The 14563-nt window shown below is 71.0% G+C and carries 10 protein-coding genes; 3 read left to right on the forward strand and 7 right to left on the reverse strand.

Translation table 11 applies throughout. The features are described 5' to 3' along the window. On the reverse strand, positions 1-763 hold a 763-nt coding region (locus AB0I51_RS42010; protein WP_362983712.1), incomplete at its 3' end, for a maltotransferase domain-containing protein. A gap of 218 nt (positions 764-981) precedes the next feature. Further along, on the reverse strand, positions 982-2193 hold the full coding sequence (locus AB0I51_RS42015; RefSeq protein ID WP_362983714.1) for a S8 family peptidase: 1212 nt from the start codon (positions 2191-2193) through the stop codon (positions 982-984). Positions 2194-2405: 212 nt separating this feature from the next. Between AB0I51_RS42015 and AB0I51_RS42020 the strand changes: the two genes are divergently transcribed. Continuing rightward, positions 2406-5024 carry a glycosyltransferase family 1 protein gene (locus tag AB0I51_RS42020; protein ID WP_362983716.1) on the forward strand — a complete coding sequence of 873 codons (2619 nt, stop codon included), beginning with the start codon at positions 2406-2408 and terminating at the stop codon, positions 5022-5024. Positions 5025-5114: 90 nt separating this feature from the next. Here the strand turns inward: AB0I51_RS42020 and AB0I51_RS42025 are convergent, their stop codons facing one another. The 3 genes from AB0I51_RS42025 to AB0I51_RS42035 form a co-directional block, all read right to left on the reverse strand. Beyond that, a complete protein-coding gene (locus AB0I51_RS42025) occupies positions 5115-5624 on the reverse strand; it encodes a DUF1990 domain-containing protein (RefSeq protein ID WP_362983718.1) in 510 nt (169 codons plus the stop codon). Positions 5625-5706: 82 nt separating this feature from the next. Beyond that, on the reverse strand, positions 5707-7365 hold the full coding sequence (locus AB0I51_RS42030; RefSeq protein ID WP_362983720.1) for a M4 family metallopeptidase: 1659 nt from the start codon (positions 7363-7365) through the stop codon (positions 5707-5709). A 256-nt stretch (positions 7366-7621) separates the two neighbouring features. Further along, a complete protein-coding gene (locus AB0I51_RS42035; protein WP_362983722.1) occupies positions 7622-9649 on the reverse strand; it encodes a M4 family metallopeptidase in 2028 nt (675 codons plus the stop codon). 340 nt (positions 9650-9989) lie between these two features. Between AB0I51_RS42035 and AB0I51_RS42040 the strand changes: the two genes are divergently transcribed. Then, complete coding sequence (locus tag AB0I51_RS42040; protein ID WP_362983724.1) at positions 9990-10466, forward strand: hypothetical protein; 477 nt, start codon at positions 9990-9992, stop codon at positions 10464-10466. Between the two features lie 21 nt (positions 10467-10487). Next, on the forward strand, positions 10488-10823 hold the full coding sequence (locus tag AB0I51_RS42045; RefSeq protein ID WP_362983726.1) for a P-II family nitrogen regulator: 336 nt from the start codon (positions 10488-10490) through the stop codon (positions 10821-10823). A gap of 141 nt (positions 10824-10964) precedes the next feature. On the opposite strand, the gene AB0I51_RS42050 is transcribed toward AB0I51_RS42045, so the two are convergent. Both AB0I51_RS42050 and AB0I51_RS42055 read right to left on the reverse strand, forming a co-directional pair. After that, entirely contained in the window at positions 10965-12734 is a 1770-nt protein-coding gene (locus tag AB0I51_RS42050; protein WP_362983728.1) for an ABC transporter ATP-binding protein, read from the reverse strand. Further along, positions 12731-14443, reverse strand: coding sequence for an ABC transporter ATP-binding protein (locus tag AB0I51_RS42055; RefSeq protein WP_362983730.1), 1713 nt, complete (start codon positions 14441-14443; stop codon positions 12731-12733). The genes AB0I51_RS42050 and AB0I51_RS42055 overlap by 4 nt, the downstream gene beginning before the upstream one ends. Between the last annotated feature and the right edge of the window lie 120 nt (positions 14444-14563).

Raw genomic sequence — 14563 nt, forward strand, 5'->3', positions numbered from 1 at the left:
CGTGCGGCTCGGCCGCCGTGCCCTCGGAGCGGGGGAAGAACTCGTACCAGGCGCCGTACAGCGCCCGCTCCCGCTCGACCAGCAGCGCGCGCGGTCCGGAGGCCGTGATCAACTCCCGCAGCGGATACCGGGCGAGGACCTTGTCCACCTCCGGCGTCAGCGCGGCGGCGAGCCGGGACGCGGCGGGGCGGGTCTCGTCGCGGAGGGCGGTGACCGCGGTGCGTAGGACGGGCCGGAGGCCCTTGCCCTTCGGTACCCCGGCGATGGCGCGTTCGTACAGGCGCGCGCCCTCCTCCAGGACCAGGTCCGTGTCCATCCCGGCCGGGATCTTGATCCCCGCGTGGTGGCGCCAGGTGGAGACCGGGTCGCTCCAGGCCTCCACGACGTAGGACCAGTGACCCGGCGCGTCCGGCGTGACGGAGGCGCCCCAGCGGTCGGTGCCGGGGGCGAGCTCCCGCATCGGGGTCCAGGGGCCGGGGCTGCCCTCCGGGTCGTAGAGGACGACGTTGGCGGCGACCGCGTCGTGGCCCTCGCGGAAGACGGTGGCCGAGACCTCGAACGTCTCACCGGTGACCGCTTTGGCGGCCCGGTGGCCGTGCTGGACGACCGGCCGGACATCGAGGACGGGGATGCGTCCGATGCCGGGGGACGTGCCGACCGCGGAGGGTGGCTCCGGGGCCGGTGGTGCCGTGCCGGCGGGGCGCACGGCGGGCGTGGCCGTGCCGGGTGTCGGGGGTGCTGACGAATGGTGCGTGGCGGGCATGACCGCTCCTGTCCGCGTCAACGTGGGTGTGGGCGGATGGATGTGGGGAGGTGGGTCCTGCGAAGGAGATCCCGTGCTGTGTCTGGGGGTGTGTCGGGGGAGCCTTCCCACCCTATTCGGGTTAGCAATCCGGCAGGTTGCTAACTACTTACACGTAGGTCTCCACAAAAGATCCGGCCCCGTCCTGGGCGAACGGGGCCGGAGCCGTCACTCCCGCACTAAGACCGCGGTACTTGCAGAAGTTTGTCCGGCGAACCGAGCCCCTCACCGGACACCTTGCCGGAAACCGCTCCCGCGACGAGCGCCTTGGACACCTGTGCGGGTGTGGCGCGCGGGTGAGCGCCGAGACAGACCGCCGCCGCGCCGGCCGCGTGCGGCGACGCCATCGACGTACCGGAGAAGGTCGCCTTCGCCGTGTCGCTCGTGTACGTCGCGGAGGTGATCGAGACGCCCGGGGCGAACAGGTCGACGGCCGGGCCGAAGTTCGAGAAGACCGCCCGGGCGTCGCTGCGGTCGGTGGCGCCGACCGTGATCGCTTCCCTCACGTCGGCGGGGGAGTGCAGGCCGGCCGACAGCCCGTCGTTGCCCGCCGCCACCGTGTAGGTGACTCCGGAGGCGATCGAGTTGCGTACGGCGGCGTCCAGCTGGGCGTTGTGGTAGCCGCCGAGGCTGAGATTGGCCACCGCCGGTTTGTGCGCGTGCCGGGTGACCCAGTCGATCCCCGCGATGACCTGCGAGGTCGTACCGGCTCCCGCGTTGTCCAGGACCCGGACGGCGACCACCCTGGCCTTCTTGGCGACGCCGTACGTGGTGCCGGCGATGGTGCCCGCGACATGGGTGCCGTGGCCGTTGCCGTCCTGGGCGGTGGTGTCGTTGTCGACGAAGTCCCAGCCGTAGCTCGCCCGGCCGCCGAAGTCCTTGTGGGTGATGCGGATGCCGGTGTCGATCACGTACACCGTCACCCCGCTGCCCCCGGAGTCCGGCGAGGTGTAGCTCTTGTCCAGCGGCAGGCTCGGCTGGTCGAGGCGGTCCAGGCCCCAGGACGGCGGGTTGCGCTCGGCGCGGCTGACCCGGTCCAGGGTCACCCGGGTGTCCTGGGCGACCGAGGCGACCCGCGGGTCCGCCGCGAGGAGTCTCGCCTGTCTCTCGTTCGCCTCGACGGCGTAGCCGTTGAGGGCCGTGCCGTAGGTGTGGCTTATTTTCGCCCCGTACTTCTCGGCGAGGCCTTTTCCGGCTGCCGACGGAGCCTCTGTTCCCCCCTTGAGTGTCACCAGGTAACTGCCGCTGACGGAGCCGGGTGCGCCGGCGCCGAGTATGGTCCCCTCCGGTGCGGCGTGCGCGGGCAGGGTGATGGCCGAAAACACCACGGCTGTGGCGACCGCGGTCAGTCCCCCCGCCCGGCGCAGACGCCGCGTACACGTCCGTGCCATGGTCGAGTTCCCCTCCTTCAACTCTCCACTGGGCAGCCTCTCGTGCGGTGCGAAGCATCACAAGGGCGCACGAGGGTGCCTTTTCGGCCCAGGTCGGCATCATCCAGTCCGTCCGGCATTCGAGGACGACGTCCACACCGTCACCGGTACCTTCTTGAGAGACGACGACGCACATTGCCGTGTGTCATCCAGCGAACGCGCAAGGTGGAGCTGTGAAGGCGATCCGTCGATTCACCGTCCGTCCCGTTCTCCCCGAACCCCTCCGGCCGCTCAGTGATCTCGCGCGCAACCTGCGCTGGTCCTGGCACGCGGAAACCCGCGATCTCTTCCAGTCCGTCGATCCCGAGCGCTGGACCGCCTCGGAAGGCGATCCGGTACGACTGCTCGGCAGCGTCTCGGCCGAGCGGCTCGCGGAGCTGGCCGAGGACAGCCGTTTCCTGCGCCGGCTCACCGAGGTCGCCGGCGATCTCGCCGACTATGTGGGCGGCGACCGCTGGTACCAGACCCAGTCCGGTGAACTGCCCGCCGCCGTCGCCTACTTCTCACCCGAGTTCGGGGTCACGGCCGCCCTGCCCCAGTACTCCGGCGGCCTCGGCATCCTCGCCGGCGACCATCTCAAGTCGGCCAGCGACCTCGGCGTACCGCTGATCGGCGTCGGACTCCTCTACCGGCACGGCTACTTCCGCCAGTCCCTGTCCCGGGACGGCTGGCAGCAGGAGACCTATCCCGTCCTCGACCCCAACGAACTCCCGGTGGCACTGCTGCGGGAGACCGACAGCTCCCCCGCCCAGGTCTCCATCGCCCTGCCCGGCGGACGCTCGCTGCGCGCCCGGATCTGGCTGGCGCAGGTCGGCCGGGTGCCGCTGCTGATGCTCGACTCCGACGTCGAGGAGAACGACCTCGGCGCCCGCGGGGTGACCGATGTGCTCTACGGCGGCGGCAGCGAACACCGGCTGCTGCAGGAGATGTTGCTCGGTATAGGGGGTGTGCGGGCGGTACGGACGTACTGTCGCCTCACCGGTCACCCCGAGCCCGAGGTGTTCCATACCAACGAGGGCCACGCGGGCTTCCTCGGCCTGGAGCGGATCGCCGAACTCTGCGACGCGGGGCTGGACTTCGACGCGGGCCTGGAAGCGGTGCGGGCCGGCACGGTCTTCACCACGCACACCCCCGTCCCGGCCGGAATCGACCGTTTCGACCGGGAGTTGGTCGCCACCCACTTCGGGCCGGACGCCGAACTCCCGCGCATAGACGTCGGAGACATCCTCCGGCTGGGCATGGAGACCTACCCGGGCGGCGAACCCAACCTGTTCAACATGGCCGTGATGGGCCTGCGCCTGGGCCAACGCGCCAACGGCGTCTCGCTGTTGCACGGGCAGGTCAGCCGCGAGATGTTCTCCGGCCTGTGGCCGGGCTTCGACCCGGAGGAGGTGCCGATCACCTCCGTGACCAACGGGGTGCACGCACCGACCTGGGTCGCCCCCGAGGTGTTCCGGCTCGGCGCCCGGCAGATCGGCGCCCAGCGCACCGAGGACGCGATGTCGGTCGGCGGCTCGGACCGCTGGGACGCGGTCGCGGAGATCCCGGACCAGGACATCTGGGAGCTCCGGCGTGATCTGCGCGAGCAGCTGGTCGTGGAGGTACGGGAGCGGCTGCGTGCCTCCTGGCGTCAACGCGGCGCCGGATCGGCCGAGTTGGGCTGGATCGACGGCGTGCTCGACCCCGACGTCCTCACCATCGGATTCGCGCGACGCGTCCCGTCGTACAAGCGCCTGACGCTGATGCTGCGGGACCGCGACCGGCTGATGGATCTCCTTCTGCACCCGGACCACCCGATCCAGATCGTGGTGGCGGGCAAGGCGCACCCGGCGGACGACGGCGGGAAGCGGCTGGTGCAGGAACTGGTGAAGTTCGCGGACGACCCGCGCGTCCGCCATCGCATCGTCTTCCTCCCCGACTACGGCATGGCGATGGCGCAGAAGCTGTACCCCGGCTGCGACATCTGGCTCAACAACCCGCTCCGCCCGCTGGAGGCGTGCGGTACGAGCGGTATGAAGGCCGCGCTCAACGGCTGTCTCAACCTCTCGGTCCTGGACGGCTGGTGGGACGAGTGGTTCCAGCCCGACTTCGGCTGGGCCATTCCCACGGCGGACGGCACCGGCACGGACCCCGACCACCGCGACGACGTGGAGGCCGCCGCGCTCTACGACCTCCTGGAGCGGCGTGTGACCCCGCGTTTCTACGAACGCGGCCAGGACGGTCTGCCCGACCGCTGGATCGAAATGGTGCGGCAGACACTCACGTTGCTCGGCCCGAAGGTGCTGGCCGGCCGGATGGTCCGCGAGTACGTGGAGCGGCTGTACGCCCCGGCCGCGCACGCCCACCGCACGATGACCCCCGACGCGGCCCGTGAACTCGCCGCCTGGAAGGGGCGGGTGCGGGCGGCTTGGCACGGGGTGACGGTCGACCACGTGGAGACGTCTGCGGCTACGGCCACTGCCGAACTCGGTACGACGCTGAATCTGCGGGTGCGGGTGGGGCTGGGCGGGCTCGCCCCGGACGACGTCGAAGTGCAGGCGGTGTCGGGGCGGGTGGATCCGGAGGACCGGATCGGGGACGCGACGGCGGTTCCGCTGAAGCCGGCGGAGGGTCCGGACGCGGAGGGCCGCTGGCTGTACGAGGGACCGCTTGCCCTTGATCGCACCGGGCCCTACGGCTACACGGTCCGGATTCTGCCCGCGCATCGACTGCTGGCTTCCAGCGCGGAGTTGGGGCTGGTGGCGGTGCCGTCCGAGGACGGGGTCGAAGGGGCCGGAGTGCTGATGAGGTAGTGCGTCCGCGGGTCCGTCGTGGCTGGTCGCGCCCACGCGGCGGAGCCGCAAATGTCACAGCCCCGCGCCCCTGAAAGGGGCGCGGGCCGCTCACGCCTCCGAATACGGCGCGCACATCTGCCGCAGCGTGCTGCCTATCCGCCGCGCGTACGCGTGCTGCAGGCCCCGTGCCGCCGGGCCGCCCAGCCGTGCGTACCACTTCGCGCCGCGGCTGAACGCCGACACCGTCAGCCAGACCGTGCCGTCACCGGTGCGGTCCACCACGAAGGCCTCCTCGCCGCATTCGGGATGGCCGGGGAGCGTGCCGTAGGCCCAGCCGGCCCTGCGGTGTTCCTCGACCGTCCAGACGATGCGGCAGGGGGCCTTGATCAGGCCCGCGAGGGTGACCGTGACGTCCACGCCGGGGGCCGCCTTCTCGGCGCTCGCCTCGATGCCGACGCCCAGTTCGCGGTGCAGTTCCCAGGTGAGGACCGCCTCGGACGCCCGGCGGAAGACCTTCTCGCCCTCGCCGATCCGCGTGCGCACATACAGGGGATGGAAGCCCGGAGGGCAGAAGCCTCGCTCGCGGGTCGCGCCGACGTGGTCGTACGTGAAGGACATGGGACCCAAGAGTAGGGCGGCACCCGGATATGCCTTCGCTCCGGGTACCGCCCTGGGGTCCAGCCTGTCAACTCAGCGGCTGTCAGGTGACGTTGACGGCCGTCCAGGTCGCCGCCACCGCGGCGTACTCGGCGGAGCTGGTGCCGTAGAGTGCGGCAGCCGCGCTCAGGGTGCCGGCGCGGGCCGACTTGTAGTTGGTGGTCGACGTGAAGTACGTCGTCAGCGCCTTGTACCAGATCTGCAGCGCCTTCGCGCGGCCGATGCCGGCGAGCGTGGCGCCGTTGTACGTCGGGGAGTTGTAGGACACCCCGTTGATCGTCTTCGCGCCGCTGCCCTCGGACAGCAGGTAGAAGAAGTGGTTGGCGACGCCCGACGAGTAGTGCACGTCGAGGTTGCCGACCGAGGAGGACCAGTAGTTGGCGGAGCCGCCGTCCTTGCTGGGCTGGTCCATGTAGCGCAGCGGCGTGCCGTCGCCGTTGATGTCGATCTTCTCGCCGATGAGGTAGTCGCCGACGTCGGAGGAGTTGGCCGCGTAGAACTCGACGCCGGTGCCCATGATGTCCGAGGTCGCCTCGTTCAGGCCACCGGACTCACCGCTGTAGTTGAGGCCCGCGGTGTTGGCGGTGACGCCGTGGCTCATCTCGTGGCCGGCCACGTCCAGCGAGGTCAGCGGGTGGGTGTTGCTGGACCCGTCGCCGTAGGTCATGCAGAAGCAGTCGTCGTCCCAGAAGGCGTTGACGTACGAGCTGCCGTAGTGGACGCGGGAGTAGGCGCCGACACCGTCGTTCTTGATACCGCTGCGGCCGAAGGTGGCCTTGTAGAAGTCCCACGTTTCCTGCGCGCCGTAGGCGGCGTCGGCCGCGGCGGTCACGTCGGTGGTGGAGCTGGAAGCGGCGCCGGTGCCCCACGAGTTGGTGGTGTTGGTGAACAGGGTGCCGGTGCCGGAGCTGGTGGTGTGCTTCAGGTTGTACGTCTTGTGGCCGCCGCGCGAGGCGTCGGTCAGCGAGTACGTCGTGCCCGACAGCGTGGTGGTGAGGCTGACCGTGCCCGAGTACAGGGTCTTGCCGGTGCCGGTGGCGTTCTCGACGGCCTGGTACTCGAAGAGCTTCTTGCCGGTGGCCGCGTCGGTGATGACGTGCAGCTTGTTCGGGGTGCCGTCGTCCTGGAGGCCGCCGACGACCGTCTCGTAGGCGAGGACAGGGGTGGCGCCGCCGGCCCAGATGACCTTGCGGGCACCGTCGGCGGCGGTCTTGTCCGAACCGGCGGCCTTGGCGGCGGTCAGCGCCTGCTTCTCGGCCTTGGCGACGGTGATCTTCGGCGTGACGGTGGCGACCTTGATGGTCGCCGAGTGCGCCTTGGTGACACCCTCGGTCCTGCCGGCCGGTGAGGTGTGGACGACCAGGTCGCCGCCGAGGACCGGGAGGCCGGCGTAGGTGCGCTCGTAGCGGGTGTGCACCGTGCCGTCGACGTCCTTGACGACGTCCTTGACGACCAGCTTCTCCTTGGTGCCGAGGCCTATCTGTGTGGCCGTCTCGGCCGCGTCGGCCTGCTTCTCCTTGACCAGCGCGGTGCGCGCGGCGTTGGAGAGGAGCTGCGGGGCGGCGGCGAGGGGGGCCGCCTTGCCCGTGGCGGGCTGGGCGGAGGCACCGGTGGTGACACCGGTGGCGAGCAGGGCGCCTGCGGCCACCGCGGTGGCGATGGCCAGTGTGGTGCGCTTGTGACGCGCGTAGAGGGGGGTCACGCAAGCTCCTTGGTGGGGGAGTCCGGCAGCGTGGGGTTACTGACCGGAGTGGTTGTGAAGTTGCTGTGCTGAAGCGGCGTGAGGGAAGACTGGCATCAGGGGCGCGTACATGTCAGGACCCCGAAGTGATGTTGGCTCAAAAGCGACTGTCCGGTGAACGTTTCCGCAATGTAAACGCCCACAGCAGAGCGCCGCCCCGGAGTTGAAACCCCGAGACGGCGCCTTGTTTGTGCGGCCTGAAGTGGACGGCTGGTTTTTACGGGAACGTAAGCTTCCAGCTGTTGATGTAGCCGGTGTCCTGTGCCGCCACGTCCTGGACCTTCAACTTCCAGACGCCGTTGGCGACTTCGGAGGACGCGTCGACCGTGTAGGTCGCCTGCACGTTGTCCGCCGAGTCGGACGAGCTGGAGTTCTTCAGCCGGTACGTCGACCCGTCCGGGGCCACCAGGTCGATCACCAGGTCACCGCGCCAGGTGTGCACGATGTCGACCGTGACCGCGAGGTTCGACGGGGCGTTGCCGGTCCGCCCGGACACGGTGACCGACGAGGTGACGGCCGCCCCGTTGTCCGGAATCGACACGTCGGCCGTGTTCTCGAACGACGTACCGCCACCGCCGCCGCCACCGGAGCGCGCACCGACCGCGACGGCCGCCCACGCGTCCTGCACCGCCTTGTACTCGGCGCCCGTCGTGCCGTACAGCTCACCGGCCGCCGCGAGCGTCCCGGTGCGGGCCGCCGCGTAGTTGGTGGTGGACGTGAACTTCGTGGTGAGCGCGCGGTACCAGATCTGCAGCGCCTTGTCCCGGCCGATGCCGGTGACCGGAAGCCCGTCCGAGGTCGGCGAGTTGTAGCTGACGCCGTTGATGACCTTGGCGCCGCTGCCCTCGCTCAGCAGGTAGAAGAAGTGGTTGGCGACGCCCGACGAATAGTGCACGTCGAGGTTGCCGACACCCGAGTACCAACTGTCCGCGCTGCCGCCGTCCTTGCTCGGCTTGTCCATGTAGCGCAGCGGCGTGCCGTCGCCGTTGATGTCGATCTTCTCGCCGATGAGGTAGTCGCCGACGTCGGTGGAGTTGTTGGCGTAGAACTCGACGCCGGTGCCGAAGATGTCGGAGGTCGCCTCGTTCAACCCGCCCGACTCACCGGAGTAGTTGAGCCCGGCCGTGTTCGACGTGACGCCGTGGCTCATCTCGTGGCCCGCCACGTCCAGCGCCGTCAGCGGGTCCGCGTTGCCGGAGCCGTCGCCGTAGGTCATGCAGAAGCAGGTGTCGTCCCAGAACGCGTTCACATACGAGTTCCCGTAGTGGACACGGGAGTAGGCGCCGACACCGTTGTTCTTGATGCCGCTGCGGCCGAACGTGTTCTTGTAGAAGTCCCAGGTCTCCGCCGCACCGTAGTGCGCGTCGGCGCCGGCCGTCGCCGCGTTCGACGTGGTGCCGTTGCCCCAGGTGTTGCTGGTCTGGGAGAACAGCGTGCCGGTGCCCGAGGTGCCGTGGTTGAGGTTGTACGTCTTGTGGCCGCCGCGGTCGCCGTCGGTCAGCGTGTAGTTGGAGCCCGACTGGGTCGTGGTCAGCGGGACCGTGCCGCTGTACTGGGTGTTGCCCGTACCGGTGGCGTTCTCGATGCCCTGGTACTCGTACAGCTTCTTGCCGGTGGCCGCGTCGGTGATGACGTGCAGCTGGTTGGGGGTGCCGTCGTCCTGGAGGCCGCCGACGACCGTCTCGTAGGCGAGGACGGGCTTGCCGCTCGCCGCCCAGATCACCTTGCGGGCCGAGTCGGCGGCCGACTTGGTGGAGCCGAGGGCCTTGGCCCGGGAGACGGCCTGCTTCTCGGCCGCCGAGGCCGTGACGTCCGGGGTGAGGTCGGCGACCTTGATGGTGGCGTTGGTCGCCTTGATGACACGCTCGGTCGCGCCCGACTTGGCGGTGTCGACGACCAGGTCGCCACCGAGGACGGGGAGGCCTGCGTAGGTGCGCTCGTAGCGGGTGTGGGCCGTGCCGTCCGCGTCCTTGACGACGTCACGGGCGACGAGCGTCTCCTTGGCACCGAGGCCGATGTCCTTGGCGGTGGTGGTCCGCGCCGACTCGGCGTCGCGGAGCAGCTCGGCGCGCTGCGAGGGGGAGAGGGAGAGGGCCATGTGCGCCGGGTTCCCCTTGCTCGCAAGGGGTTTGGCCGGTGCGGCGGAGGAGGTCGCGCCCGCCTGGACGGCCGCGGCGAGCAGAGCGGTGACGCCGGCGACGGCGACTATGTGGGAGGTGCGTCTGCGCGAGGAATTGCTTCTCAACACTGACTCCTTCAGGACGGTCGCGGATCGCGCGACCAGGGGAGATCACAGGGATCACAGGAGTGAAGCTGTGGGGTTGCTGTGAAGCGCCAGTGGGAAGAGTGGCACCAGCTCGCGCTTTCTGTCAGGAGCGCGTCAGGAACTTGGCCGGAATTCGTTCGTTGTCCGGGTGTTCATGTCCGCTATGCGGAGCGTCATTTGACGCTTCCTTGACCGTGAACAGAAATTGTCCGGGCCGACCTGCCCCCGGAACCAACCCGCAAAAGATCCGGCACGATCCTGCCGTGCAACCGGCGGTCCTGCCGGACCGCCGCTCCCACGAGGGGAGTTGACGGTTGCAGTGATTCCCTATCCCAACTGGCTGGACGCGGGCGACAACGCCTGGCAGCTCGTCGCGGCGACACTCGTCGGACTGATGAGCATCCCCGGCATCGCGGGCCTCGCCGGCAGCATGCTCGTCGGCATCTTCGCCGACCCGGCGGTGGCCGTGTACCTCAACAAGGACGGCTCCACGGCGTTCTCCACCAGCGGCTGGCTCCACGGCGACCTCGACCAGCTGTGGAAGCAGGCGGGTTCGGCCGGGACGGTCATCCTCTACGACGCCGTGATGACCTTCCTCATCCTCAAGGCGATCGGCCTGTTCGTGAGACTCCGGGCGCCCGACGAGGTGTTGGAGAGCGGCGACCTCGCGGTCCACGACGAGGAGGCGTACCCGGCGGAGTCGGCGGTGGCCTCGGCGCCGGAACCGGTGGCGGTGGCTTCCGTGCCGGCTCCGACCTCGGCCGCGGAGAAGGCCAAGGAATCGGACTCGACTTGAAATGACCGGAGTTGAGGACCGGTGAAACTCGTCACCGCGGTCCTCCCGCCCCACCGTGTCCCCGACGTCATGAAGGCTCTCCAGTCGTTCGGGGTGCGTGGAGTGACCGTGACCGAGGTGCGGGCCCATGAGCCGCGGACGGTACGGGTCGAGGTCTACCGGGGCAGCGAGTACCGGGTGAACCTCGCCCCGCGGCTCCGGCTCGACATCCTCACCCTGGACTTCGATGCGACCGATCTCGTCCGGGTCATCCGTGCCGCGGGCGCCCGCGGCACGGGCGGCGGCACGGTGTGGGTGACTCCGGTGGAGGAAGTGGTGCGGATCAGGACGCGGGAGCGGGGGCCGGACGCGGTGTGAGCCGTCAACTGCCGGACGGGGTCCGGTCTTTCAGCCCGTCCGGCGTTTGAGGGCGAGGCCGTTCGGGCCGCCAGGAGGTCTGGGGGCGGGGCCCCCGGGGACGGGACGGGAAGGGGCGGAGGGGGCGAGAACCGCCTGGCGTCAGCCACCCGACGCCCGCCCGTCCCCGTGCCACGAGTGCCACAGCGCCGCATACGCGCCCCCCGCCGCCACCAGCTCCTCGTGCGGGCCGAGTTCGGTCAGCAGGCCGTCCTCCATGACCGCCACCCGGTCCGCGTCGTGGGCGGTGTGCAGCCGGTGGGCGATGGCGATGACGGTACGGCCCTCCAGTACGGCGGCCAGCGCGCGCTCGGTGTGCCGGGCGGTGGCCGGATCCAGCAGGGCCGTCGCCTCGTCCAGGATCAGGGTGTGCGGGTCGGCCAGCACCACGCGGGCCAGGGCGAGTTGCTGGGCCTGGGAGCCGTCCGTGGCCCGACCGTCCGAGCCCAGTGGGGTGTTGAGGCCGTCGGGCAGTTCGCGTACCCATTCCTCGGCGCCGACCGCCGCCAGCGCGGCCCACAACTCCTCGTCCGTGGCGGCCGGTTCGGCGATCAGGAGGTTCTCGCGGACCGTGCCCAGGAAGACGTGGTGTTCCTGGGTGACCAGCACCACCTGGCGGCGGAGCGTCTCCGGTGCCAGCCCGGAGACCGGCACCCCGCCCACGGTCACCGTACCCTCGGTCGGCGCGTCGACGCCCGCCAGCAGCCGGCTCAGCGTGGTCTTGCCGGCGCCCGACGGGCCGACGACCGCCAGCCGTTCGCCCGGCCGCACCGACAGGTCCACGCCGTGCAGCACCTCGCCGCCGCGCTCGTAGGCGTACCGCACCCCGGTCACATCGATCCGGTCGTCAGCCGGAGCCGGCGCGTCGCCGTCCCCCTCCGCCCGCGGCGCCCGGGCCAGCCCCTCCACCCGGGCGAACGAGGCGCCGCTGCTCTGCAGTTGCTCGACCCGCATCAGGATCTGGTCCAAGGGCTCGGCGAACTGCCGCAGATACAGCGCGGCCGCCACCACGGCACCCAGGCCCACCTCCCCACGCCCGTGCAGCCACCCGCCCACGAGCAGCACCCCCGCCACCGGGACGGTGTACGTCATCTCGACCGCGGGGAAGAACACGGTCCGCAGGTACAGCGTGTACAGCCTGCTCCGCATGGCCGTGCCCAGCGTGTCGCGGCTCGCGGCGACCCGTCGCTCCTGGAGCCGGAACGCCTCCACCGTGCGCGCCCCGGACGCGGTGGCCGTGAGGATCTCGGCGACCTCCGAATTGGCCGCGCCCTCCGCGAGATAGCCGTCCCGGGCCCGGCGCAGATACCAGCGCAGCGCCAACCAGACCGGCGTCAGACCCAGCACCCCGAACAGGCCGAGCAGCGGGTCGAGCGCGAACACCGCGCCCATCACGAACAGCGCCTGCACGGAGCAGACCAGCAGTTCGGGCGCGACGTCCCGCAGGGTCGTGCCCACGGTCGCCACGTCGGAGGTGCCGCGCGCCGTCAGATCGCCCGTCCCCGCCCGCTCCACCACCGACGCGGGCAGCGCCAGCGCCCGGTCCACGAAGTTCTCCCGGACCCGGGCCAGCGTGCGCTCCCCGAACCGGTACCCCACGTACCGCGCCCAGCGTGCCAGCAGCAGCTGGGCCAGCGAGCACACCACGATGACCAGGGCCAGCCGGTCCACCGCGCCGACCCCGGCCCCGGCCCGCACCTCGTCCACGATCCGCCCGAGCAGCCAGGGCCCGGCCAGTCCGGCCGCGGCGGCCAGGGCGTTCACCACCAGCACGACGGCGAACGCCCGCCGGTCCACCCGGACAAGCCGGAGCGCGGCCCGCCGCACCTCGGCCCGTTCGGCGACCGGGAGTTGACCTTTGTCCGCCGTCACCGTACGACCTCCTCCGCGTCCGCGTCCCGGGCCACCAGCGCGCGGTAGCCGGGCTCCTGTGCCAGCAGCCGGCGGTGGTCGCCGTCGGCCGCGACCTTGCCGTCGACCAGGTAGAGCACGGTGTCCGCCTGGTCCAGGACCAGCGGGGACGTCGTGGTCACCACCGTCGTACGGCCCGAGCGCGCCTCCCGCAGCCGCCGGGCGACCGCAGCCTCCGTGTGGGCGTCCAGGGCCGAGGTCGGCTCCACCGCGAGCAGCACCTCGGGCTCGGCGAGCAACGCCCTCACCAGCCGCACCCGTTGGCGCTGCCCGCCGGAGAGGCTGCGGCCCTGTGCGGCCACGAGCGAGTCCAGCCCCTCCGGCAACCCCTGCACGATGTCGTCGGCGGCGCCCGCGAACACGGCCTTCGCGACCGTCTCCGCCGACCGCTCCCGGCGCCCGGCCAGTACCTCCCGCAGCGGTCCGGCGAACAGGTCGGCCTCGTTGTCGGCGACCAGGATCCGGGACCTGACCTGGTCCAGCGGAATCGCGTCGAGCGCGACCCCGCCCCAGGTGACCCGGGACGGCGCGTACCGGCCGAGCCGGTCGACCACGGCGAGCGTGTCCCCGGGCCGCGCTCCGACCAGCGCGGTCAGCCGCCCCGGCCGCACCCGCACACCGGAGTCGGGGTCGTGCAGGGCGGCCGGTTCGGCGGGCGCGGCCGACGTGCCCGTGTCCGCCTCGGGCAGGAGCGCCAGCAGCCGTACGACCCGGCGCGCGGCCACCACGCCCCGGCTCAGTTCGTAGACCATCTGCACGAAGAAGGCCACCGGGCCCACCAGGACCGCGACATAGCCGTACACGGCGACCAACTCGCCCACACTGAGCTGCCCTTGGGCCGCCAGCCGGGCCGCGAGCCAGGTCACCACGGCGAGGAACAGGGTCGGCAGCCCGACCCCGATCGCCTGCACCCAGCTGGCCACCGCGCCCACCCGGTAGCCCTGCCTCCGCAGCCGCTGCGAGTCACGCCGGAACGCGTCCGCGAACAGCCCTTTGCCACCGAGCCCGTTGAGGACACGCAGCCCGCCGGAAAGGTCGGCGATGCGCGCGGTCAGCACACTCTGCCGCTCCCGGTACTCCGTCTCCACACCCTGCAGCCGCCTGGTCAGCGGCCCGGCGAGCAGCGCGATCACCGGCACACCCAGCAGTACCACGGCGGCCAGCGGAGCCGAGATCGACAGCAGCACCCCGGCCACCACGCCGTAGACGACCAGGGCGCCGAAGCCGGGTCCGACGACCGTCAGGGACTGGGCGATCGTCCACACGTCGCCGACGCCGATCGTGATGACCTCGCCCGCCCGCGCCCGGCGCGACAGCACGGCGCCCAGCCGGACCGCCTGGCCCACGATCAGCTTCACCGTGCGGAAGTTGGCGTCCATGCGCACGCGGGTCATGGTGCGGTGCCGCATGATGCTCAGCCACGAGTTGACCGCCCCGACCACGAACAGCGCCCCGGTCCACCAGGCGAGCGTGCCCAGATGTCCCGGCACCAGCCCGTCGTCGACGGCCCGCGCCATCAGATACGGCGCCGCCGCCATCAGCACCATCCAGACGCTCGACAGCAGCGCCCCGGACACCGCCCGCCACCGCTGCCGCATTACCAGCCACCACAGGAAATGCCAGCCGCCCCGACAGTCGGGTGTCCCCGGATCCTCGTACGCGTCGATCATGTGCCTCCTTGCCCGGGCCGCTGAGCGCGGGCAGCCGTGAGCGATCCTGGTGTGGTTGGAGACCTCGAAGATTACCGAGCGTGAGCGCGGTTGCCCATCGAATAATTCACGCCGGACGGC

The sequence above is a fragment of the Streptomyces sp. NPDC050549 genome (assembly GCF_040655035.1).
Classification (GTDB): domain Bacteria; phylum Actinomycetota; class Actinomycetes; order Streptomycetales; family Streptomycetaceae; genus Streptomyces.

Excerpts from the sequence above, each read along its gene's own strand:
- AB0I51_RS42055 (WP_362983730.1), bottom strand. The coding sequence starts at position 14,443 with ATGATCGACGCGTACGAGGATCCGGGGACACCCGACTGTCGGGGCGGC.
- AB0I51_RS42025 (WP_362983718.1), bottom strand. The coding sequence starts at position 5,624 with ATGTCCTTCACGTACGACCACGTCGGCGCGACCCGCGAGCGAGGCTTC.
- AB0I51_RS42015 (WP_362983714.1), bottom strand. The coding sequence starts at position 2,193 with ATGGCACGGACGTGTACGCGGCGTCTGCGCCGGGCGGGGGGACTGACC.